General features: G+C 67.6%; 20 protein-coding genes. 9 read left to right on the top strand and 11 right to left on the bottom strand.

The window, feature by feature from the left end; translation table 11 throughout:
- A partial coding sequence (locus GONAM_RS08095) for an Rv1476 family membrane protein (RefSeq protein WP_006866270.1) occupies positions 1-536 on the bottom strand: 536 nt, incomplete at its 3' end.
- 301 nt (positions 537-837) lie between these two features.
- Here GONAM_RS08095 and GONAM_RS08100 point away from each other — a divergent pair.
- The 3 genes from GONAM_RS08100 (at position 838) to GONAM_RS08110 (ending at position 5,972) form a co-directional block, all read left to right on the top strand.
- Positions 838-3,639, top strand: a complete 2,802-nt coding sequence (locus GONAM_RS08100) for an aconitate hydratase (RefSeq protein ID WP_006866271.1) — start codon at positions 838-840, stop codon at positions 3,637-3,639.
- Positions 3,640-3,654: 15 nt separating this feature from the next.
- Positions 3,655-4,221, top strand: coding sequence for a TetR/AcrR family transcriptional regulator (locus tag GONAM_RS08105; protein ID WP_006866272.1), 567 nt, complete (start codon positions 3,655-3,657; stop codon positions 4,219-4,221).
- Positions 4,222-4,427: 206 nt separating this feature from the next.
- Complete coding sequence (locus GONAM_RS08110) at positions 4,428-5,972, top strand: AMP-binding protein (protein ID WP_006866273.1); 1,545 nt, start codon at positions 4,428-4,430, stop codon at positions 5,970-5,972.
- Positions 5,973-5,990: 18 nt separating this feature from the next.
- Here the strand turns inward: GONAM_RS08110 and GONAM_RS08115 are convergent, their stop codons facing one another.
- Positions 5,991-7,619 carry an ABC-F family ATP-binding cassette domain-containing protein gene (locus GONAM_RS08115; RefSeq protein ID WP_006866274.1) on the bottom strand — a complete coding sequence of 543 codons (1,629 nt, stop codon included), beginning with the start codon at positions 7,617-7,619 and terminating at the stop codon, positions 5,991-5,993.
- A 99-nt stretch (positions 7,620-7,718) separates the two neighbouring features.
- Here GONAM_RS08115 and GONAM_RS08120 point away from each other — a divergent pair, with 99 nt between their 5' ends.
- Both GONAM_RS08120 and GONAM_RS08125 read left to right on the top strand, forming a co-directional pair.
- Positions 7,719-8,534: an SDR family oxidoreductase gene (locus GONAM_RS08120; RefSeq protein ID WP_006866275.1), complete on the top strand. Its 816-nt coding sequence runs from the start codon at positions 7,719-7,721 to the stop codon at positions 8,532-8,534.
- Between the two features lie 41 nt (positions 8,535-8,575).
- On the top strand, positions 8,576-9,712 hold the full coding sequence (locus GONAM_RS08125) for a lycopene cyclase family protein (RefSeq protein WP_006866276.1): 1,137 nt from the start codon (positions 8,576-8,578) through the stop codon (positions 9,710-9,712).
- Positions 9,713-9,715: 3 nt separating this feature from the next.
- Here GONAM_RS08125 and GONAM_RS08130 read toward each other — a convergent pair whose 3' ends face one another.
- From GONAM_RS08130 to GONAM_RS08165, 8 genes are read right to left on the bottom strand one after another with little or no spacing between them, the layout of a single operon-like run.
- Complete coding sequence (locus GONAM_RS08130; protein ID WP_006866277.1) at positions 9,716-10,111, bottom strand: DnaJ family domain-containing protein; 396 nt, start codon at positions 10,109-10,111, stop codon at positions 9,716-9,718.
- A gap of 19 nt (positions 10,112-10,130) precedes the next feature.
- Positions 10,131-10,532, bottom strand: a complete 402-nt coding sequence (locus tag GONAM_RS08135) for a metal-sulfur cluster assembly factor (protein ID WP_006866278.1) — start codon at positions 10,530-10,532, stop codon at positions 10,131-10,133.
- Entirely contained in the window at positions 10,529-11,011 is a 483-nt protein-coding gene (gene sufU, locus GONAM_RS08140; protein ID WP_040535786.1) for a Fe-S cluster assembly sulfur transfer protein SufU, read from the bottom strand. The genes GONAM_RS08135 and sufU overlap by 4 nt, the downstream gene beginning before the upstream one ends.
- 2 nt (positions 11,012-11,013) lie before the next feature.
- Positions 11,014-12,300 carry a cysteine desulfurase gene (locus tag GONAM_RS08145; protein ID WP_006866280.1) on the bottom strand — a complete coding sequence of 429 codons (1,287 nt, stop codon included), beginning with the start codon at positions 12,298-12,300 and terminating at the stop codon, positions 11,014-11,016.
- Positions 12,301-12,325: 25 nt separating this feature from the next.
- Positions 12,326-13,099, bottom strand: coding sequence for a Fe-S cluster assembly ATPase SufC (gene sufC / locus GONAM_RS08150; RefSeq protein WP_006866281.1), 774 nt, complete (start codon positions 13,097-13,099; stop codon positions 12,326-12,328).
- 57 nt (positions 13,100-13,156) lie between these two features.
- Positions 13,157-14,344, bottom strand: a complete 1,188-nt coding sequence (gene sufD, locus GONAM_RS08155) for a Fe-S cluster assembly protein SufD (protein ID WP_006866282.1) — start codon at positions 14,342-14,344, stop codon at positions 13,157-13,159.
- A complete protein-coding gene (gene sufB / locus GONAM_RS08160; RefSeq protein ID WP_006866283.1) occupies positions 14,344-15,798 on the bottom strand; it encodes a Fe-S cluster assembly protein SufB in 1,455 nt (484 codons plus the stop codon). Before sufB ends, sufD begins: the two co-directional genes overlap by 1 nt.
- Complete coding sequence (locus GONAM_RS08165) at positions 15,795-16,598, bottom strand: helix-turn-helix transcriptional regulator (protein WP_006866284.1); 804 nt, start codon at positions 16,596-16,598, stop codon at positions 15,795-15,797. Before GONAM_RS08165 ends, sufB begins: the two co-directional genes overlap by 4 nt.
- Before the next feature lie 175 nt (positions 16,599-16,773).
- On the opposite strand from GONAM_RS08165, the gene mptB reads away from it, so the two are divergent.
- The 4 genes from mptB to GONAM_RS08185 all read left to right on the top strand — a co-directional run bounded on the left by mptB (position 16,774) and on the right by GONAM_RS08185 (position 21,509).
- The gene (mptB, locus tag GONAM_RS08170) at positions 16,774-18,606 is read left to right on the top strand and encodes a polyprenol phosphomannose-dependent alpha 1,6 mannosyltransferase MptB (protein WP_006866285.1); all 1,833 of its coding nucleotides are present in this window, start codon (positions 16,774-16,776) and stop codon (positions 18,604-18,606) included.
- Between the two features lie 109 nt (positions 18,607-18,715).
- A complete protein-coding gene (locus GONAM_RS08175; RefSeq protein WP_006866286.1) occupies positions 18,716-19,666 on the top strand; it encodes an ABC transporter ATP-binding protein in 951 nt (316 codons plus the stop codon).
- A gap of 11 nt (positions 19,667-19,677) precedes the next feature.
- The gene (locus GONAM_RS08180) at positions 19,678-20,481 is read left to right on the top strand and encodes an ABC transporter permease (protein ID WP_006866287.1); all 804 of its coding nucleotides are present in this window, start codon (positions 19,678-19,680) and stop codon (positions 20,479-20,481) included.
- The gene (locus GONAM_RS08185) at positions 20,478-21,509 is read left to right on the top strand and encodes a COX15/CtaA family protein (RefSeq protein WP_006866288.1); all 1,032 of its coding nucleotides are present in this window, start codon (positions 20,478-20,480) and stop codon (positions 21,507-21,509) included. The genes GONAM_RS08180 and GONAM_RS08185 overlap by 4 nt, the downstream gene beginning before the upstream one ends.
- 77 nt (positions 21,510-21,586) lie before the next feature.
- Here GONAM_RS08185 and GONAM_RS08190 read toward each other — a convergent pair whose 3' ends face one another.
- The gene (locus GONAM_RS08190) at positions 21,587-21,970 is read right to left on the bottom strand and encodes a hypothetical protein (RefSeq protein WP_040535790.1); all 384 of its coding nucleotides are present in this window, start codon (positions 21,968-21,970) and stop codon (positions 21,587-21,589) included.
- Between the last annotated feature and the right edge of the window lie 12 nt (positions 21,971-21,982).

Consider the following 21,982-nt stretch of genomic DNA (forward strand, 5'->3'; position numbering starts at 1 on the left):
CCCAGCGGACCGTTCGACGCCGCCGCGCGGGCGCGCCGGGTGCGGAATCGCGCGCCGACCGCACCGAGGACGACGACGAGGATGAGGAGCAGACCGACCACGGTCCAGTCGATGTGTGAATCCGTCATCGAGTCGACCATCTGCCGGGCCGCGCCGGGCGGGTCGGTGAGGGTCAGGTTCTGTGTCGCCTGCTCCTGGATGACCCGGCTGAACTCCGGGGAGGAGCTGCCCACCGAGTTGGGGCCGAGGACGATCACGGTGCCGCCGACCTGCTCCTGCAGCTGGTTGGCGATGTCGCGGTAGAGGCTGAACCGCGGCTGCACCTGGTCGACGACCACGAAGCTGAAGTCCTGACCCTTGTCCTTCGCGTACTCGATGACCTCGAGCATCGCCGGGACCTGGTCCGGGGTGGCGCCGGCGACCCCGTCGTCGGCGATGTCGCGCGACAGTTCGGCCATGTCGACACCGACGAGCCCGGTGAGTTCGTTGTTCTCCGCGGGCGCGGCCAGCATCAGCATCGTCGGCTCGGGACCCATCTGTCCTCACCCCTGTCTGTCGGTAACACCCCGCGGCGAGCAAAGGTGACGCTCGCCGGACTTCGCCCTGCACGGTACGACACAATGGACCCGTCCGGGTATTCGCCCACAGCGTGAGTCGTCGGCGGCGTGTCGCCGGTACCCCGCTTGGTAACAGTACGCTCGTACTGTTAGACTGGACGATGTTGTCGCGGGTTGTCTCGCGGACATCCGATGGCACCGGTGCAGCCCCGCCGGGTTCAGAATTTCATCGAGCATCGCCGACGCAGCCCGTCGGTAAACGAGGAGAGTGGATTTAGACGTGAGTATCAATTCCTTCGGCGCCCGCGGCACGCTGGACGTCGGCGACAACAGCTACGAGATCTACCGCCTGAACGCCGTCAAGGGCGCCGAGAAGCTCCCCTACGCCCTCAAGGTGCTGACCGAGAACCTCCTCCGCACCGAGGACGGCGCCAACATCACCTCCGAACACATCGAGGCCCTGGCGAACTGGGATCCGAGTGCCGAGCCGAGCATCGAGATCCAGTTCACGCCGGCCCGCGTGATCATGCAGGACTTCACCGGTGTGCCCTGCATCGTCGACCTCACCACCATGCGCGACGCCGTCAAGGAACTCGGCGGCGATCCGGACAAGGTCAACCCCCTCGCTCCCGCCGAGATGGTCATCGACCACTCCGTCATCATCGAGGCCTTCGGCAACGCCCAGGCCTTCGAGCGCAACGTCGAGATCGAGTACCAGCGCAACGAAGAGCGCTACAAGTTCCTCCGCTGGGGCCAGGGCGCCTTCGACGACTTCCGCGTCGTCCCGCCGGGCACCGGCATCGTCCACCAGGTCAACATCGAGCACCTCGCGCGCTCGGTCATGGTCCGTGACGGCGTCGCCTACCCCGACACCTGCATCGGCACCGACTCGCACACCACGATGGAGAACGGCCTCGGCGTCCTGGGCTGGGGCGTCGGCGGTATCGAGGCCGAGGCCGCGATGCTCGGCCAGCCGGTCTCGATGCTCATCCCCCGCGTGGTCGGCTTCAAGCTGACCGGTTCCACCAAGCCGGGCGTGACCGCCACCGACGTCGTGCTCACCATCACCGAGATGCTCCGCAAGCATGGTGTGGTCGGCAAGTTCGTCGAGTTCTACGGCAACGGCGTCGCCGAGGTGCCGCTGGCCAACCGCGCCACCATCGGCAACATGAGCCCCGAGTTCGGTTCGACCTGTGCGATGTTCCCCATCGACGAGGAGACCGTGAAGTACCTGCGCCTCACCGGCCGCAGCGAAGAGACGCTCGCCCTCGTCGAGGCCTACGCCAAGGAACAGGGCATGTGGCTGGAGAAGGACGCCGAGGAGGCCGTGTACTCGGAGTACCTCGAACTCGATCTCGCCGACGTCGTCCCGTCGATCGCCGGCCCGAAGCGCCCGCAGGACCGCATCGAGCTGTGGGACGCCAAGAACGCGTTCCGCAAGGACATCCACAACTACGTCGAGAACGGCAACAGCCCGGCTCACACCAAGCTCGACGAGGCCGTCGAGGAGACCTTCCCGGCCTCCGACCCGGCCACGCTGACCTTCGCCGACGATGACGCAGAGCCCCTGCACTCGGCCGCCAACGGCGCCGAGGGCCGCCCGACCAACCCGGTGCGCGTGGACTCCGAAGAGCGCGGCTCGATGATCCTCGACCACGGCATCGTCACCATCGCGTCGATCACCAGCTGCACCAACACCTCCAACCCGTCGGTCATGCTCGGCGCAGCACTGCTCGCCAAGAAGGCGGTCGAGAAGGGCCTGACCTCCAAGCCGTGGGTCAAGACCTCGATGGCTCCCGGTTCGCAGGTCGTCACCGGCTACTACGAGAAGGCCGGCCTGTGGCCGTACCTGGAGAAGCTCGGCTTCTACCTGGTCGGCTACGGCTGCACCACCTGCATCGGCAACTCGGGCCCGCTGCCCGAGGAGATCTCGAAGGCGATCAACGACAACGATCTGACCGCCACCGCGGTGCTCTCGGGCAACCGTAACTTCGAGGGTCGGATCAACCCCGACGTGAAGATGAACTACCTGGCCTCGCCGCCGCTGGTCATCGCCTACGCCCTCGCCGGCACCATGGACTTCGACTTCGAGTCCGACCCGCTGGGCAAGGACACCGACGGCAACGACGTCTTCCTCAAGGACATCTGGCCGACCAACGAGGAGATCGAGGCGACCATCGCGTCGTCGATCTCGCCGGAGCAGTACGCCGCCGACTACGCCGACGTGTTCAAGGGCGACGAGCGCTGGCAGAACCTGCCCACCCCGTCGGGCAAGACCTTCGAGTGGGACGAGAAGTCCACCTACGTGCGGAAGCCTCCGTACTTCGAGGGCATGCAGCTCGAGCCGACCCCCGTCTCCGACATCAAGGGCGCCCGCGTCCTCGCGAAGCTCGGCGACTCGGTGACCACCGACCACATCTCCCCCGCGTCGACGATCAAGCCCGGCACCCCCGCCGCGCAGTACCTCGACGCCAATGGTGTGGCCCGCAAGGACTACAACTCGCTGGGTGCCCGTCGTGGCAACCACGAGGTGATGATCCGCTCGACCTTCGGCAACATCCGCCTGCAGAACCAGCTGCTCGACGGTGTGACCGGTGGTTACACCCGCGACTTCACCCAGGAGGGTGCGCCGCAGTCGTTCATCTACGACGCCGCGCAGAACTACGCCGCGCAGAACATCCCGCTCGTCGTCCTCGGCGGCAAGGAGTACGGCACCGGTTCGTCGCGTGACTGGGCGGCCAAGGGCACCAGCCTGCTGGGCGTCAAGGCGGTCATCACCGAGAGCTTCGAGCGCATCCACCGCTCGAACCTGATCGGTATGGGCGTCATCCCGCTGCAGTTCCCCGAGGGCGAGTCGCACAAGTCACTGGGCCTCGACGGCACGGAGACCTTCGACATCTCCGGTATCGAGGAGCTCAACGAGGGCAAGACCCCGAAGACCGTGCACGTCACCGCCACCAAGGAGGACGGCTCGAAGGTGGAGTTCGATGCCAAGGTTCGCATCGACACCCCCGGCGAAGCCGATTACTACCGCAACGGAGGCATCCTGCAGTACGTGCTGCGGAACATGATCAACGGCTGACAAGGAGCACGCGACGTGCCCAAGGTCAGTGATGACCGCCTTGCCGCGCGTCGTCGGGAGATTCTCGACGGCGCGCGGCATTGCTTCGCGGAGTACGGATACGACGGTGCGACCGTCAAGAGGATCGAGGAGTCCACAGGCCTGTCCCGGGGCGCGATCTTCCACCATTACCGGGACAAGGAAGCGCTCTTCCTCGCGCTCGCGCACGAGGACGCCGAGCGCATGGCCGACGTCGCCGCCGAAGAGGGCCTCGTGCAGGTCATGCGCGACATGCTCACGCGACCGGAGGACTTCGACTGGCTCGGCACCCGGCTCGAGATCGCGCGAAAGCTACGGACCGACAACAGCTTTCGTGCGGAGTGGATGGCCCGCTCGGCCGAGCTCGAACAGGCCACCCTCAGCCGTCTCGAACGCGGCCGCCAGGCCGGCCGGCTCCGTGACGACGTCCCGACCGAGGTCCTGGTGAAATACCTCGACCTCGTTCTCGACGGGCTGATCACGCGGTTGGCGTCGGGCCAGCCCACCGACGATCTGCATGCGGTCCTCGACCTCGTCGAGGAATCGGTGCGGGCCAGGGACTGACCCCCCACCACCACCGCTCGACCACACCACCGGCGAGTCGCCCGAACTGTCGTTCGGCGGCTCGCCGGTGGTGTTTGTGGGCCGTCCCGTTAGAAGGCAGTGAGATCGTCCGTAAACGCTAGGGTACTGTGACATGCAACACCCCGAACGATCGTTAGATAACGGACGTTCCGGGTGACCGTCCCCTTCGTCAGAGGAGAGCACCCTTGTTCCCTGGAGTCTTCGCCAAGTCCACTCCGGACAAGCCCGCCGTCATCCGCGCCGCCACCGGCGAGCAGTTGACCTACCGTCAGCTCGACGAGAACTCGACCCGGCTCGCGAACTACCTGGAGTCGCTGGGCCTCAAGCGCGGAGACAGCATCGCGGTGGTGTCCGCCAACGATCTCCATGTCTTCGAGGTGTACTGGGCGGCACTGCGCAGCGGCCTGTACGTGACGGCGGTCAATCACCATCTGACCGCGGCCGAGACCAACTACATCCTCTCCGACTGCAACGCCCGGGTCCTGTTCGCCGGCGCGTCGGTCGCCGACGCCGTGTCGCGGTCCGGCGAGATCGAGGCTCTCACCGGCACCGGCCGCCGGGTGGTGTGGGGCGGGGACCTCGAGGGCTTCGACAGCTACGACAAGGTGCTCGCCAACGCCTCGGCCGAACCACGCACCGACCAGCCGCGCGGCACCGACATGCTCTACTCGTCGGGCACCACCGGTCGCCCGAAGGGCATCAAGACCCCGATGCCCGACGGCCAGGTCGACCAGATCCCCGACGCCTACACCGCGATCTTCGCACCCATGTACGGCTTCGACGAGAACACCGTCTACCTCTCCCCCGCGCCGCTGTATCACGCTGCGCCGCTGCGCTACTGCGGCGTGACCAATTCGGTCGGCGGCACCGTGATCATGCTCGACCGGTTCGAGCCCGAGGCCGCCCTCGCAGCGATCCAGAACCACAAGGTGACGCACAGCCAGTGGGTGCCCACCATGTTCATCCGGATGCTCAAACTGCCCGAGGAGGTCCGCAACTCCTACGACGTCAGCAGTCTCAAGATCGCCATTCACGCCGCGGCACCGTGCCCGGTCGAGGTGAAGCGGGCGATGATCGAGTGGTGGGGACCGGTCGTCCACGAGTACTACGCGTCCACCGAGGCGGCGGGCGCGACGTTCATCGGTCCGCAGGAGGCGCTCGACCACCCCGGTTCGGTCGGCAGGCCACTACTCGGAGTCGTCCACATCTGCGACGAGGACGGCAAGGAACTCCCGGTCGGCGAGGTCGGTCAGGTCTTCTTCGAGCGCGAGGACGTCGCTTTCCAGTACCACAACGATCCGGAGAAGACCCGCAAGGCCCAGCATCCGGAACACGAGAACTGGTCCACGACAGGCGATGTCGGCTACGTCGACGAGGAGGGGTACCTCTACCTCACCGACCGCAAGGCCTTCATGATCATCTCCGGCGGAGTGAACATCTACCCGCAGGAGGCCGAGAACGTCCTCATCAACCATCCGGCGGTCTTCGACGTCGCCGTGATCGGTGTTCCCGACTCGGATCTCGGTGAGGTCGTCAAGGCCTGTGTTCAGCTCGCCGACGGTCGTGAGCCCTCCGACGAACTGGCCGACGAACTCATCGCGTTCACCAAGGAGAGCATCGCCGCCTACAAGGCACCGCGGTCGGTGGACTTCGTCGACGAGCTGCCGCGTACACCCACCGGCAAGCTGGTCAAGGGTGAACTGCGCAAGAAGTACTGGCCCGCGAGCTGATCACCGAAGCGGCGAGCGTCAGGCGAGTTCGATGATCTCCTGGTACTCGTCGCTCCAGTGGTCCTCGGTGCCGTCGGGCAGGAGGATCACCCGCTGCGGGTCGAGTGCGGCGGCGGCGCCGGGGTCGTGGGTCACGAGGACCACGGCCCCTGTGTAGCTGCGCAGCGCGTCGAGGACCTGTTCGCGTGACACCGGGTCGAGGTTGTTGGTCGGCTCGTCGAGGAGCAGGACGTTGGCGGCCGACGACACCAGACCGGCCAGGGTCAGGCGGGTCTTCTCACCGCCGGATAGGGTGCCGGCGGGCTGGTCGAGTTGCGCGCCGCTGAACATGAAGGCGCCCAGCAGTCCTCGCAGGTCCTGTTCACCCGCGTCCGGCGCGGCGTGGCGAATGTTCTCCCACACCGTGGCCTGGTCGTCGAGGGTGTCGTGCTCCTGCGCGAAGTAGCCGATCTTCAGGCCGTAGCCGGGCTCGAGCTGCCCCGTGTCCGGCTTCTCCACGCCCGCAAGCATTTTCAGAAGGGTGGTCTTACCCGCGCCGTTGAGTCCGAGGACGACGACGCGACTGCCCTTGTCGATGGCGAGGTCGACGCCGGTGAAGATCTCCAGTGAGCCGTAGCTCTTCGACAGGCCCGAGGCCATGAGCGGCGTCTTGCCGCAGGTCGCCGGTTCCGGGAACCGAATCCGGGCGGTGCGGTCGGCCACCCGCTCCTCGTCGAGCGAGTCGATCATGCGCTCGGCGCGCTTGAGCATGTTCTGGGCAGCCGTCGCCTTGGTGGCCTTGGCGCCGAGCTTCGCGGCCTGGGCGCGCAGCGCGGACGCCTTCTTCTCGGCGTTGGCCCGTTCGCGGCGACGACGCTGCTCGTCGGTGGCGCGCGCGTCGAGGTAGCGCTTCCAGCTCATGTTGTAGATGTCGGCCTCGCCGCGCACGGCGTCGAGGAACCACACCCGGTTCACGACGTCGGCGAGCAGGTCGACGTCGTGGCTGATCACGACCAGCCCACCTTCATGGTTCATCAGGAAGCTGCGCAGCCACGCGATGGAATCGGCGTCGAGGTGGTTTGTCGGCTCGTCGAGCAGCAGCGTCGTGTCGGACTTCCCGGAGCCGTCGGAGGCGGCGAACAGGATGCGCGCGAGCTCGATGCGGCGACGCTGACCACCGGAGAGGGTGCGCAGCGGCTGGTTCAGAACGCGATCCGGCAGACCCAGGCTGTTGCAGATTCGGGCGGCCTCGGATTCCGCGACGTAACCGCCGAGGGCGGCGAAGCGCTCTTCGAGACGTCCGTAGCGGGCGACGGCCTTGTCGCGCAGCTTGTCGTCGGCGGCCTCGGCCATCCGCGCCTGCTGCTTCTCCATGTCGCGCAGGATCTCGTCGAGTCCGCGGGCAGAGAGCACCCGGTCCTTGGCGAGGACGTCGAGGTCGCCCTCCTTGGGGTCCTGGGGTAGATAGCCGAGCTCGCCCGACCGGCGTACGGTGCCGGCATAGGGCTCGGTCTCACCCGCCAGGATGCGCAGGGTCGTGGTCTTTCCGGCGCCGTTGCGGCCCACGAGGCCGATCCGGTCGCCGGGCTGGATGCGGAGGGCGTCGCCGGGCGCCGACAACAGGGTCCGAGCGCCCGCTCGTACCTCCAGGTCGGTCGCGGTGATCACGACGGACAAGTCTACCGGGGCGCGTCCAATGGTTTGTCCACGAAACCGTCGCGGACCGCCTCGCGGAGTCGCCCCGCGGCGACACGGTGGACCGATACGGTGTGGGACGTGACGCAATCCACAACGTTTCCCCAGTCTTCCTTCCCCCAGACGTCCGACCTGACCGGGCGTTCCGCTCTGGTCACCGGCGCCAGCCGGGGCATCGGTGAGGCCATCGCCACCGAGCTCGCCCGACGCGGCGCCTCGGTCGTCATCACCAGCCGCAAGGCCGAGCCCCTCGAGGAGGCCGCCGAGCGCATCCGGCAGGCGGTGCCGTCGGCGTCGGTCACGGCGTTCGCGGCCAACACCGGCGATCCCGAGGACCGGGCGGGCGCGGTCGCGGCCACTGTCGCCCAGGGCGGCGGAATCCACATCCTGGTGAACAACACCGGCATCGCTCCCCTCGCCGGACCCCTGATGGACGCCGATCTGGATGCCTACCGCAAGACCTTCGACACCAATGTGGTCGCCGCCCTCGGGTTCGTCCAGGAGGCCTACCGGGCGGGCATGAAGGACACCGGTGGCGCGGTCGTCAACATCTCCTCAGTCGCGGGCCTGCGATCGACCGGGGTCATCGCGGCCTACGGAACCTCGAAGGCGGCGTTGATCCGTCTCACCGCGGAACTGGCGTGGGAACTGGGCCCGAACATCCGGGTGAACGCGATCGCACCCGCGATCGTGCGCACGAAGTTCGCCTCCGGACTCATCGAGGGTGAGAACGAGGCACGCGCCGCCGCCGCATATCCGATGAAACGCATCGGCGAACCCGAGGACGTGGCCCGTGCGGTCGCCTTCCTGGCCAGTGACGAGGCGGCCTGGATCACCGGCGAGACCCTGGCCGTGGACGGCGGGACCCTGGCCACGGGCGGCGCGTAGGCCGAAGCCGCGTCCCGCCGGTTCGTGGCAGGATCGAGGGCATGGCCGGCGGAGTGATCGTTCTGGGTGCGGGACCGGCCGGGCGTGCCCTGGCACATCGGCTGCTCGCCGCCGCGGTGCCGGTGACCATCGTCGACACCCACCCCGAGCGCGTCTGGCAGTCCACCTTCGCCTGCTGGTCCGACGAGCTCCCCGACTGGCTCGACCCGGCGGCCTTCGCCGCCCGACTCGACCGCGTCGGCGTCGCCGGCACCGCTCTCGACGAGGTGGACCGCGGTTACACGGTGTTCGACACCCCCGGTCTGCAACGCTCGCTGACGCTCGACGGCGCGGAGATCGTGACCGACCGGGTCACCGGGATCGACGGTGCGCGCGTGCATCTCAAATCCGGTCAGGTCCTCACCGGTGACGTGGTGGTCGACTGCCGCGGCGCGCTCCCCCACGAGGCGCCGCGGCAGACCGCCTACGGGATCGTCGTCGACAAGGCCACTGCCGCACCATTTCTCGACGGGCAGGACGCACTGCTGATGGACTGGCGCGGCGGGATCGTGGACCGCCGGGCGCTACCGTCGTTCCTCTATGTGGTGCCGCTCGGGGACGACGAGTACCTGCTGGAGGAGACCTGTCTGGTCGGTCGGCCCGCGCTGGGTCTCGACGAGCTGAAGCGTCGGCTCGACGTCCGGCTCGGCGGGCTGCCAACGGGTGTCCGCCGGATCGAGCGGGTGGCGTTCCCGATGACGGGGTCGTCGCCGCAGCCGTGGCGGGAACCGACGTTCCGCTTCGGCGCCGCGGGCGGTTTCAAGAATCCGACGACCGGTTACAGCGTCGCCTACTCATTGAAGTGCGTCGACGACGTCGTCGACGCACTGGCCGCGGGGCGAGATCCGATGCCCGAGTTGTGGCCCGCCTCGGCGCGCGCCGTCCACAATCTCCGTCTGCGCGGACTCAGCGTTCTGTTGCAGCTCAACCCCACCCAGACGATCGCGTTCTTCGAGGCGTTCTTCGCGATGCCGATCGAATCGCAGCGTAGCTACCTCAGCCGGCGCGACGACCTGACCGGGACGATGGTTGCGATGACCCGGGTCATCCGGAGCGTCGACATGCGGACCCGGGCGGTGGTGGCGCGCGGTGCCATGTCCACGCCGGGATGGACCGGGGACGCCCACCGAGAAGGATGACCGTCAGCGGCGCAGGGCGCGCCACTGCGCGACCATGTCGTCGACATCGATGGTGTGCGCGACGACGCTGTGCGGCATGGCGATCTGACGTGACGCCAGATGGGCTTCGCGCACTCGACGGTTGAAGTCGATCAGGATGTCACGAACCGCGGCCTCATCGGCGATGTCGCGCAACGACTGCGGGAAATCCTGTGCCTCCCGGCGCAATTGGAGCGGCGCCGGGAGGAGGGCCGAGGAGTCCAGGTTCTCGTCGCGGATCTTGCGCTTGACCCACCAGTCGGGGTCGTCGCTGTCCGACAGGTCGAGCGGTTTGCCGGCACCGGGCAGGTCGTCGAACTCGCCGCGTTCGGCCGCCTCGCGGATCATCCGCTCGACTCGGGACTCGAACCACGACGTCATGGCCGTCGAGAGGGTTGACCTAGACGGTGAAGCCGAGGGCTCGCAACTGCTCGCGGCCGTCGTCGGTGATCTTGTCCGGGCCCCACGGCGGAAGCCAGACCCAGTTGATCTCGAGGTCGGTGCACAGACCGCTGCTGACGAGCGCACCCCGGGACTGGTCCTCGATGACGTCGGTCAACGGGCACGCGGCCGAGGTCAGGGTCATGTCGATCTTGGCGACGGCCTCATCGGTGACCTCGATGCCGTAGACGAGTCCGAGGTCGACGACGTTGATCCCGAGTTCGGGATCGACGACATCGCGCATGGCCTCTTCGACGTCCTCGACGGCCGGCAGCGAGGTCGAGGGGGCTGCGGGGGTACCCGCCGCCGTCGTGTCGGTTGCCGTGGGGGTCGGGTTCTCGGTGGCTGTGTCGTCACTCATGCTGACTCCGCTTCTTTCTCATGGCTGTCGGTGTCGTGGCGGTCCATCGTCTGGGAAAGCGCGTCCTTGAACGCCATCCAGCCGAGGAGTGCGCACTTCACGCGCGCGGGGTACTTGCTGACACCGGTGAACGCGATGCCGTCGCCGATGATGTCCTCGTCGCCCGGGTCCTTGCCGCGGGAGGTCATCATCGTGTTGAACGACTCCACGGTGGCGAGGGCCTCGCCGACCGATTGTCCGACGATCAGGTCGTGCAGCACCGACGTCGAGGCCTGGGAGATCGAGCATCCCTGGCCGTCGTAGGACACGTCGTCGATCGTGCTGCCGTCGGGCGAGACGGCGACGCGCAGGGTCACCTCGTCGCCACACGTCGGATTGACGTGGTGGACCTCCGCGCCGAACGGCTCGCGGAGACCCCGACCGTGCGGATGTTTGTAGTGGTCCAGGATCACTTCCTGGTACATCTGCTCCATACGCATGCCTACTTCACCCCGAAGAAGTTCTGCGCCTTGACGATCGCCGCGGCCAGCGCGTCGACCTCGGCAAGCGTGTTGTAGGCGGCGAACGACGCACGCGCGGTCGCGGCCACACCGAACCGGCGGTGCAGCGGCCATGCGCAGTGGTGGCCGACACGGATGGCGACGCCCTCGTCGTCGAGGATCTGTCCGAGGTCGTGGGCGTGGATGCCGTCGACGAGGAAGGACACCGCTCCCCCGCGGTCCTCGGTGGTGGTCGGGCCGATGATGCGCAGGCCGTCGATCTCGCCGAGCTGCGAGAGCGCGTGCTCGACGAGAGCATGCTCATGGGCGGCAACGGCTTCCATGCCGATGGTCTGGAGGTAGCGCACGGCGGCACCGAGGCCCACGACCTGCGAGGTCATCGGCACACCGGCCTCGAAACGCTGCGGTGGCGGCGCGTAGGTCGACACCTCCATCGTGACCGTCTCGATCATCGAGCCGCCGGTGATGAACGGCGGCAACGCATCGAGGAGTTCGCTCTTGCCGTACAGCGCGCCGACGCCGCTCGGACCGAACATCTTGTGTCCGGAGAACGCGGCGAAGTCGACGTCCAGCGCGGTGAGGTCGACCGGCATGTGCGGCACCGACTGGCACGCGTCGAGGACGACGAGCGCACCGACGGCCCGCGCACGCGAGACGAGTTCTCCGACATCGGCGACGGCACCGGTGACGTTCGACTGGTGGGTGAACGCGATGACCTTCACCGACTCGTCGAGGGTCAGCGAGTCCAGGTCGATGCGACCGTCGTCGGTCACTCCGTACCAGCGCAGCGTCGCACCGGTCCGACGGCAGAGTTCCTGCCACGGCACCAGATTCGCGTGATGCTCGAGTTCGGTGATGACCACGGTGTCACCCGGGCCCAGAGCCGATCCGCCGAGGACCGAGGCCGAACGCGGATCGCCGAGCGTGTAGGTCACCAGGTTGAGCGCCTCGGTGGCGTTCTTGGTGAACACCAGCTGGTCCGACGACGCACCGACGAACCGCGCGATGACCTCGCGCGCATCCTCGTAGGCGTCGGTGGCCTCTTCGGCGAGCTGGTGGGCTCCCCGGTGCACCGCCGCATTGTGGTGCGTCAGGAAGTACCGCTCGGCGTCGAGCACCTGAACGGGACGCTGCGAGGTAGCCCCGGAGTCGAGGTACACCAACGGCTTCTCGTCACGAACGGTGCGCGACAGGATCGGGAAGTCCGCGCGCAGCGCCTCCACGTCGAAAGCGGCTGCCGCAGTTGTGGTCTCAGGCGAGAGTGTCACGTACGTGCACCTCCAGGGTGTTGGTTCAGCCGGCCTTGGCCGCCGAGGTGAAACGCTCGTAGCCGTTCTCCTCGAGCACGTCGGCCAGCTCCGGGCCACCGGACTCGACGACACGTCCGTTGACGAAGACGTGGACGAACTCGGGCTTGATGTAGCGGAGGATGCGCGTGTAGTGCGTGATCAGCAGGACGCCGCCGTTGTCGCGCTCCTTGTAGCGGTTGACGCCCTCGCTGACGACGCGCAGCGCGTCGACGTCGAGACCCGAGTCGGTCTCGTCGAGGATGGCGATCTTCGGCTTGAGCAGGTCGAGCTGAAGGATCTCGTGGCGCTTCTTCTCACCGCCGGAGAAGCCCTCGTTGACGCTGCGCTCGGAGAACGACGGATCGATCTCGAGAGCGGTCATCGCCTCCTTGGTCTCCTTGACCCAGTGACGCAGCTTCGGCGCCTCGCCGCGGACGGCGGTGGCGGCAGTACGCAGGAAGTTCGACATCGAGACACCGGGCACCTCGACGGGGTACTGCATGGCCAGGAACAGGCCGGCGCGCGCACGCTCGTCGACGCTCATCTCCAGGACGTCTTCACCGTCGAGGGTGATCGAGCCCGAGGTCACCTGGTACTTGGGATGACCCGCGATGGCGTAGGACAGCGTGGACTTGCCCGAACCGTTGGGCCCCATGATCGCGTGCGTCTCACCGGACTTCACGGTCAGGTCGACACCCTTGAGGATGTGAATGGGCTCGGCGTCGGAGTCGGTCTGGGCGACATCGACGTGCAGGTCACGGATTTCCAGTGTGGTCATGTTTCTGAGTTCTCTCTAACAGGCTGTGGGAAGTACTGAGTCGGGCGCGGTCGCTGGTCAGGCGCCGGAGAGTTCGAGCTCGCGCTCGACGGCGGCGGACAGGCGCTCGCGCAGCTCGGGCACGCCGATCTTGGCGATCACCTCGCCGAAGAATCCGCGGATGACCAGACGGCGTGCCTGATCCTCGGGGATGCCGCGAGCCTGCAGGTAGAACAGCTGCTCGTCGTCGAAACGTCCGGTGGCGCTGGCGTGCCCGGCGCCGACGATCTCGCCGGTCTCGATCTCGAGGTTGGGCACCGAGTCGGCACGGGCGTTGTCGGTGAGCACCAGGTTGCGGTTGAGCTCGAAGGTGTCGGTGCCCTCGGCCTCGGCGCGGATCAGCACGTCGCCGATCCAGACCGTGTGCGCCTCACGCGACCGGTCGCCGCTCGTGTCACCCTGCAGCGCACCCTTGTACACCACGTTCGAGCGGCAGTTGGGCTGGCTGTGGTCGACGAGCAGGCGCTGCTCGAGATGCTGTCCCGCGTCGGCGAAGTACAGACCCCACATCTCGACGTCGCCACCCGGCGCGTCGTAGTGGACGATCGGCGAGAGCCGGACGAGGTTGCCGCCGAAGCTGACCGCGAAGTGGCGGACCACGGCATCGCGGCCGGTGCGCACGTGATGGGCGACGACGTGAACCGCGTCGTCGTCCCAGTCGTGCACGTTGACGACGGTGAGGGCGGCACTGTCGCCGACGACGAACTCGACGTTCTCGGCGAAGGTTCCGCCGCCCTTCTGGTCCAGCACCACGACGGCGCGGGCGAAGGGCTCGAGCCGGACCTGGGTGTGACCGAAGGCGGTCTCGCCCTCACCGGGACCGGTGACCGTGATGGTGACCGGTTCGGACAGCTCGACCTCGCGGCCGACGGTGACGACCGTGGCCTGCGTGAACGACGAATATGCCTGCGCGGCAACCCGGTCGAAGGGCACGCCGCCCTGGCCGAGACGCTCGTCGTCGCGACCCACCGTCTCGACCGTGACGCCCTCGGACGCTCCGGACACCTCGACGGTCGCCTCGGCGGTCCGCTGTGCGGAACCGTCGTGCAGACCGCGCAGGCGGCGGAACGGGGTGAAGCGCCAGGCCTCTTCGCGAGGGCTGGGCACCTCGAAGGCGTTGACGTCGAACGAGGTGAACAGTTCACCCTTGTTGACGACAGGCGAATGCGAGCCCGGTGTCGAAACCGGGAGTGTCGGATCGGCCATCAGCCGACGGCTCCTTCCATCTGAAGCTCGATCAGGCGGTTGAGCTCGAGCGCGTATTCCATCGGGAGTTCCTTGGCGATCGGCTCGACGAAGCCGCGGACCACCATGGCCATCGCCTCGTCCTCGGTCAGGCCACGGCTCATCAGGTAGAAGAGCTGATCGTCGCTGACCTTCGAGACGGTCGCCTCGTGCCCCATCGTCACGTCGTCCTCGCGGATGTCGACGTAGGGGTAGGTATCACTGCGGGAGATGGTGTCGACCAGCAGCGCATCGCATTTCACCGTCGAGCGGCTGCCGTGCGCTCCGTTGTTGACCTTGATCAGGCCGCGGTAGGAAGCGCGGCCACCACCGCGGGCCACCGACTTCGAGATGATGTTGCTCGAGGTGTTCGGCGCAAGGTGGACCATCTTGGAACCGGTGTCCTGGTGCTGTCCGGGGCCGGCGAAGGCGACGGAGAGGACCTCGCCCTTCGCGTGCTCACCGGTCAGCCAGACCGCCGGGTACTTCATGGTGACCTTCGAGCCGATGTTGCCGTCGACCCACTCCATGGTGGCGCCGGCCTCGGCCTTGGCGCGCTTGGTCACCAGGTTGTAGACGTTGTTCGACCAGTTCTGGATGGTCGTGTAGCGGCAGCGGCCGCCCTTCTTCACGATGATCTCGACGACCGCGGAGTGCAGCGAGTCGGTCTTGTAGATCGGCGCGGTGCAACCCTCGACGTAGTGCACGTAGGCACCCTCGTCGACGATGATCAGCGTGCGCTCGAACTGGCCCATGTTCTCGGTGTTGATCCGGAAGTAGGCCTGCAGCGGGATGTCGACGTGGACACCCGGCGGGACGTAGATGAACGAGCCACCGGACCAGACCGCGGTGTTCAGCGCGGAGAACTTGTTGTCACCGGCCGGGATGACCGAGCCGAAGTACTCCTGGAAGATCTCCGGGTGCTCCTTGAGCGCGGTGTCGGTGTCGAGGAAGATCACGCCCTGCTTCTCGAGGTCCTCACGGATCGAGTGGTAGACGACCTCGGACTCGTACTGCGCGGCGACACCGGAGACCAGGCGCTGCTTCTCCGCCTCCGGGATGCCGAGCTTGTCGTAGGTGTTCTTGATGTCCTGGGGCAGGTCGTCCCACGTGGCGGCCTGCTTCTCACTGGACCGCACGAAGTACTTGATGTTGTCGAAGTCGATGCCCTCGAGCCCTGCGCCCCAGTGCGGCATGGGCTTCTTGTCGAAGATCTTCAGTGCCTTGAGGCGCTGCTCCAGCATCCACTCGGGCTCGCTCTTCTTGGCCGAGATGTCGGCGACGACCGCCGGGGACAGTCCGCGCTTGGCGCTGGCACCGGCGACGTCGGAGTCGGCCCAGCCGTAGCCGTACTTGCCGAGGGCGGCAATCGTCTCTTCCTGCGTGAGGGGAGCCGGGGCGGTCGGCGTGGTGGCGGCCGGATCGGTGACGGTCATCGCGTGGCCTTTCGGGTTGTCGTGGGCAGTGCCTGTGAGGTTCCGTGCTGAGGAGACGGTGGAGACTCCGGCGGCGGATGGATCGGTACGTGGGTGGTGCAGGCGCAGTCACCGTTGGCGATGGTGGCCAGGCGCTGCACGTGCGTACCGAGCAGCTCGGTGAAGACCGCGGTCTCGGCCTCACAGAGTTCGGGGAACTCGGTGGCGACATGCGCCACCGGGCAGTGGTGCTGGCAGATCTGCATGCCGTTGCCGACCTGCCGGGTGTTGGTCGCGTATCCCGCGCCGGTCAGCGCGTCGGCGATCTCCTCGACCGTGTCCGCGACCGTGACCGGGTCGGTGCTGGGCGACACGTCGGCGACGATCCGCTCGACTCGTTCCCGCGCGAATTCGGCGACGGCGTCGTGGCCACCGAGGTCGCGGAGCTTGCGCATCGCGGCACCGGCGAGGTCATCGTAGGCGTGGCGCATCTTGCCGCGCCCCTCCGGCGTGAGCTGGAACCACTTCGCCGGACGACCGCGTCCACGACCGCGACGCTGACCGAACCCGGTGGAGGCGACCTCGATGTCTCCGGCGCTGGTGAGCGCGTCGAGGTGACGGCGCACGCCGGCGGCGGAGATGCCGAGACGCTCGCCGATCTCGCCCGCGGTCAGCGGGCCGTCCTCGACGAGCAGGTTCAACACGGCATCACGTGTCTGACCGTCGTGCTGTTCGGCACCGGCGGTCGTCTGGGGGCTTGCCGTACCAGCGGAGGGCACGGCATTGCCGCTGCCCGAGGGCAGCACAACATCGTTCCGCATGGTTTTCACAACACGAGTGTGACGTAATTGATTCCACGCTGCCAGCAAGGGTGCCCTTAGCGAAGCGATGGAATTCTGCCACGGTGTCTCGATTGTCCGGATAAAGGGTGGTCGCGAGGTATCGGCCACCGACGATTACAGTCGTCGTGTGCCCGAAACCACAGCTGGCCGCCGCGTGCCGGACTTCTTCGGACTCGTGTGGAATCACCTGCTCACCGTGCTGAACTACCTCGGACTGCGTAAACAGCGTCCGGTCGAACCCGACGCCGACGCCACCGAACAGCGCGGCGACTACGGGAAGACCGTCGCCCGCCTACACGACGACGAACGCGAGGTCGGCCCCCTCAACGCCGCGGAGACCCGACGCCTCCGCCGCATCAAGCTCTTCGGCGCCACCGGCTCCGTCCTGATCCTCATCGGCGCACTCGGCACCGGCGCGGTCCCCGTGTTGCAGAACCCGGTGGCCGGCATGCGCGTGCTGTCGCTGCCGTCCCGGATGTTCGGCACCGCCCTCGCCCTCTCGATCGGCGGCACGATCACGCTGGTGGTCGCGTGGCTGCTGCTCGGCCGTTTCGCGGTGGGCCGGTTCAGCGTCGAGGTACTGCACGGACGCAGTCCCGAACGCCGGATGAGCCGGCGTCAGGCCGACCGGACCCTCATGCTGTGGATCACGCCGATCGTGCTGGCTCCCCCGCTGCTGAGCAAGGACATCTACTCCTATCTGGCCCAGAGCGCCATCGCCTTCCGCGGCATGGATCCCTACTCGGTCAGCCCGGTGAGAGGTCTGGGCGTCGACCACATCCTCACCAGGTCGGTGCCCAATCTGTGGCGGGACACCCCCGCGCCCTACGGACCGCTGTTCCTCTGGATCGGCGAGGGCATCACCAAGGTGACCGGCGCGAACATCACGGCCGCGATCTTCCTGCACCGCATCGTCGCGCTGCTCGGTGTCGCACTCATCGTGTGGGCTCTGCCCCGTCTGGCGAAACGCTGCGGGGTGTCCTCGGTCGCGGCACTGTGGCTCGGTGCGATGAACCCTCTCGTGATCCTCCATCTGGTGGGTGGCATCCACAACGAGGCCCTCATGCTCGGCCTGATGCTCGTCGGCCTCGAGCTGGGCTTCCGTGCCATCTACGGCGTGGACCGGCTTCGCAAACCGGGGACACTGATACCCACGAGAGCCGGCTGGATCCTGATCGCCGGCGGTGCCGTGCTCGCCGCGTCGGCGATGATCAAGGTGACCTCGATGCTCGCGCTCGGCTTCGTCGGGATCGCCCTCGCCATGCGATGGGGTGCGACCCTGCCCGCGCTGCGGCACGCGCCGATCCGCGAATGGTGGACGCGGTCGAAATGGTCGGTGTACGCCCTCGGTCTCTCCGCCGGGTTCTACGTGGTCGTGCTCGGCATCGTGATGGGCACCATCTCGCTGGGAACCGGGCTCGGATTCGGCTGGACGGGCACGCTGTCGACCGGCGAGATCGTCCGGTCGTGGATGTCGATGCCGACCCTGCTGGGCGTGACGACCGGACGCATCGGGGTGACCCTCGGACTGGGCGAACAGACCCAGGCGATCCTCGAGGTCGCACGGCCGATCGGTCAGCTCGTCGCCGGCCTCTTCATCATCCGGTGGATGCTCGCGACCCTCGGCGGACGCCTGCATCCACTGGGCGCACTCGGTGTGTCAATGGCCACAGTCGTGCTGTTCTTCCCGTTCGTCCAGGCCTGGTATCTGCTGTGGGCGGTCATCCCGCTGGCCGCCTGGGCCACCGGCCCCTGGTTCCGGATCTCGACGATCTCGGCATCGGCGATCATCGCCATCGTCGTGATGCCCACGAGCTCCAACACCAGCGGAGTCGTTCTCGCACAGGGACTTCTGGCCGGTGTGATCATGGTCGCAGCACTCACCGCACTCTTCTTCGAGGACCGTTCGCCGCGCCGATGGCGTCGTCGCAGAACCGGGGCACCGGAGAAGTCCCCGGAACCGGCGGAGAACGCCCCGACGCCATGACGATCCCCCACCGCACCCGCGAACGGCGTTTTTCGTCCGCGGGGCCCGAGCGCCTAGTCTGACCTGTGTGCGCAGCACGACTCCTCGGCAGATCAGCGATGACGATCGGATGAACGATCGTCCGCCGAGCGACCCCGTCGCGTCCCCAGCGGTCGAGGTCCGCGGGTTGGTCAAGGCCTTCGGCGACCGAACCGCCGTCGACCGACTCGACCTGACCGTGGAGCGCGGACAGATCCTCGCCCTCCTCGGACCGAACGGTGCGGGCAAGACCACCACCGTCGAGATCTGCGAGGGCTTCACCACCCCCGACGCCGGCACCGTCCGGGTTCTCGGGCTCGACCCGATCGTCGACAACGACGCCCTCCGCCGCCGTATCGGCGTGATGCTCCAGGGCGGCGGTGCCTACCCCGGCGCCCGCGCCGAGGAGATGCTGCGTCTCGTCGCCGCCTACTCGGCCGACCCGATCGACCCCGAATTCCTCCTCGACGCACTCGGTCTCGGCGACGTCCGACGCACGTCGTACCGACGCCTCTCCGGAGGACAACAGCAGCGCCTCGCGCTCGCCTGCGCGATCGTCGGCCGTCCCGAACTCGTGTTCCTCGACGAACCGACCGCCGGCCTCGACGCCCACGCGCGTCTCGTCGTCTGGGAACTCGTCGACCGACTCCGCGCCGACGGGGTCTCCATCCTGCTCACCACCCATCTGATGGACGAGGCGGAGGAACTCGCCGACCAGGTCGTGATCATCGATCACGGCCGCGCGGTCGCCGCCGGGACGCCCGCCGATCTCACCAGCACCGGCGCCGAGAACGAGTTGCGGTTCACCGCACCCCGCGGGCTCGATCTGTCGATGCTGACGCTCGCGCTGCCCGAGGGTTACCACTGCACCGAGGCGAACCCCGGCTCATACCTCGTCATCGGCCCGATGACCCCGCAGGTCCTCGCGACGGTGACCGCCTGGTGCGCGAAGATCAACGTCCTCGCCACCGATCTCCGTGTCGAGACCCGCAGTCTCGAAGACGTCTTCCTCGACCTGACCGGACGGGCCCTACGACCGTGAACTCCCCCGCAGTGAACTCCCCCGCGCCCGGCACCGGACTCTTCGCCGACGGCATGTTCCGTCCGGCGCCGCGTCCGGCATCCCTACCGGCGATGATCACCGCACAGTCGACGCTCGAGCTCAAGCTCCTGTTGCGCAACGGTGAGCAGCTGCTGCTCACGATGTTCATCCCGATCACCCTGCTCGTCGGTCTGTGCCTGCTGCCGATCAACACGACGTTCGGCGACGGCCCGGCCGAGCGGGCCACGCTCTTCGTTCCCGCGATCCTCACGGTCGCCGTGATGTCGACCGCGTTCACCGGCCAGGCCATCGCCGTCGGCTTCGACCGTCGGTACGGGGCCCTGAAACGATTGGGCGCCACGCCGATTCCGCGCTGGGGCATCATCGTCGGCAAGTCGGTGGCGGTGCTGATCGTGGTGGCCCTGCAGTCGGTCATCATCGGCGCCATCGGATTCGCCTTCGGGTGGCGGCCCGACCCGGTCGGACTGCTCATCGGCGCGGTGGTGATCATCATCGGCACCGCCTGCTTCGCAGCGCTCGGACTGCTCCTCGGCGGCACGCTCAAGGCGGAGGTCGTCCTGGCCCTGGCAAACCTGCTCTGGTTCGCCTTCATCGGTCTCGGCAGCCTCGTGGTCGTCGACTCCAACGTTCCCGGCGCCGTGCACACTCTGGCACGGTGCATCCCCTCGGGTGCGCTCAGTGAGGCCCTCGAAATGGCCTCACGCGGTTCGTTCGACGCTTTCGGGGTGGGCGTCTTGCTGGTGTGGGCCGCAGTGGCCGGCACCTTGGCGGTGAGGTGGTTCCGATTCCGATGACGACGTCGCAGACTTCGACACGACCCGACGGGGCGGACCCCGACCGGGCGACTCCCGACGAGCGCGGTGACGGGCGGATGAGCGGGTTCTGGCGGTCCATCCCGGGATTCGGCCGGCCGACGATCCGCTTCGTGCACCGTTGGGCGATCGCGCTGCTCGTCTCCAACGTGGGGATCGTCGCCACCGGCGGCGCCGTGCGCGTCACGGGTTCGGGACTCGGTTGCCCTACCTGGCCGCGCTGCACCGACGACTCCTTCGTCCCGCACGGCGAACTCGGCATCCACGGTGCCATCGAGTTCGGCAATCGGATGCTGACCTGGGTCCTGATCGTCATCGCGATCGCCACCTGGATCGCCGTGCTCCGGTACGCCGGATCGGCACGTCGCGACAAGTGGCTCGTCACCCTGATCGCGCTCGGCATCCCGTTCCAGGGCGTGATCGGCGGCATCACCGTCCTGACCGACCTCAATCCGTGGGTCGTGGCGCTGCACTTCATCCTGTCGATGATCTTGGTGTCGGCGGCAACCGTACTGGTCTTCCGGATGCGTCCGTACCCGACTCCGACCGAGCCCGCCCCTGCCGACACCGACACCCCGGGGATGGCGACCCGGCGACTGGGCATCTACCTGGCAGGTCTGCTCTACGCGGTCACCTGGGTGACGATCTACCTCGGCACGGTGGTCACCGGCTCCGGCCCGCACGCCGGCGACGTCGATGCTCCCCGCAACGGACTCGACCCCGACAACGCCACCCAGCTCCACGCCGACGCGGTGTTCGTCCTCGTCGGACTGGGTCTGGCGGCACTCGTCTACGCCCGCGTCTTCGCGCGCCCCCAGCAGCGCTCGGCGCTGGTCTTCGTGGGGCTGCTCGCTCTGCAGGGCGTGATCGGCTTCGTGCAGTTCTTCACCGATCTGCCCGTCGCACTGGTCATCGCGCACATGTTCGGCAGTGCGCTACTGCTCATCGGCGCCACCTGGCAGGTGCTGGTCGCCCGGGCGACCGATCAGCCGCGCGTCGACGCTGCCTGACCACGAGCCACGAACGAGAACGACCCCCGGCGATCACGCCGGGGGTCGTTCTCTGTTCTGCAGGTCGGACCGTCGGGTCAGAGGATCGCGCGGTTGCGCGCCTTCGGGAAGCGCTTCTGTCGGGCCACCCAGCCGGCCATCTTGCGGTAGTGCGACGGCTTGACGGTGGTCTCCGAGGTGAGATCGCGGTCCCACTCGGCGATCTCGAGTCCATCGACGGCATCGACGACGGCCTGCGCGGTCGCGAGGTCGGCGACGACGCGGTCACCGAGCACGCCCCCGGCATCACCGACGAGCGTGATCCGAACGCCGGCCGCACCGATGCCCTGGAGAACGACCTTCGCGCTGCCGCCCTCGCGGGCGACGAACTTCTTCACCGAGGCGACGACATCGCCCGGGGCCTGGACGGTAGGCGTGGCTGTGGTGTCGGTGGCGGCACTGTCAGTCATGACGCTCAGCATACCGGTGGGCCC

Source organism: Gordonia namibiensis NBRC 108229 (assembly GCF_000298235.1).
Lineage (GTDB): Bacteria > Actinomycetota > Actinomycetes > Mycobacteriales > Mycobacteriaceae > Gordonia > Gordonia namibiensis.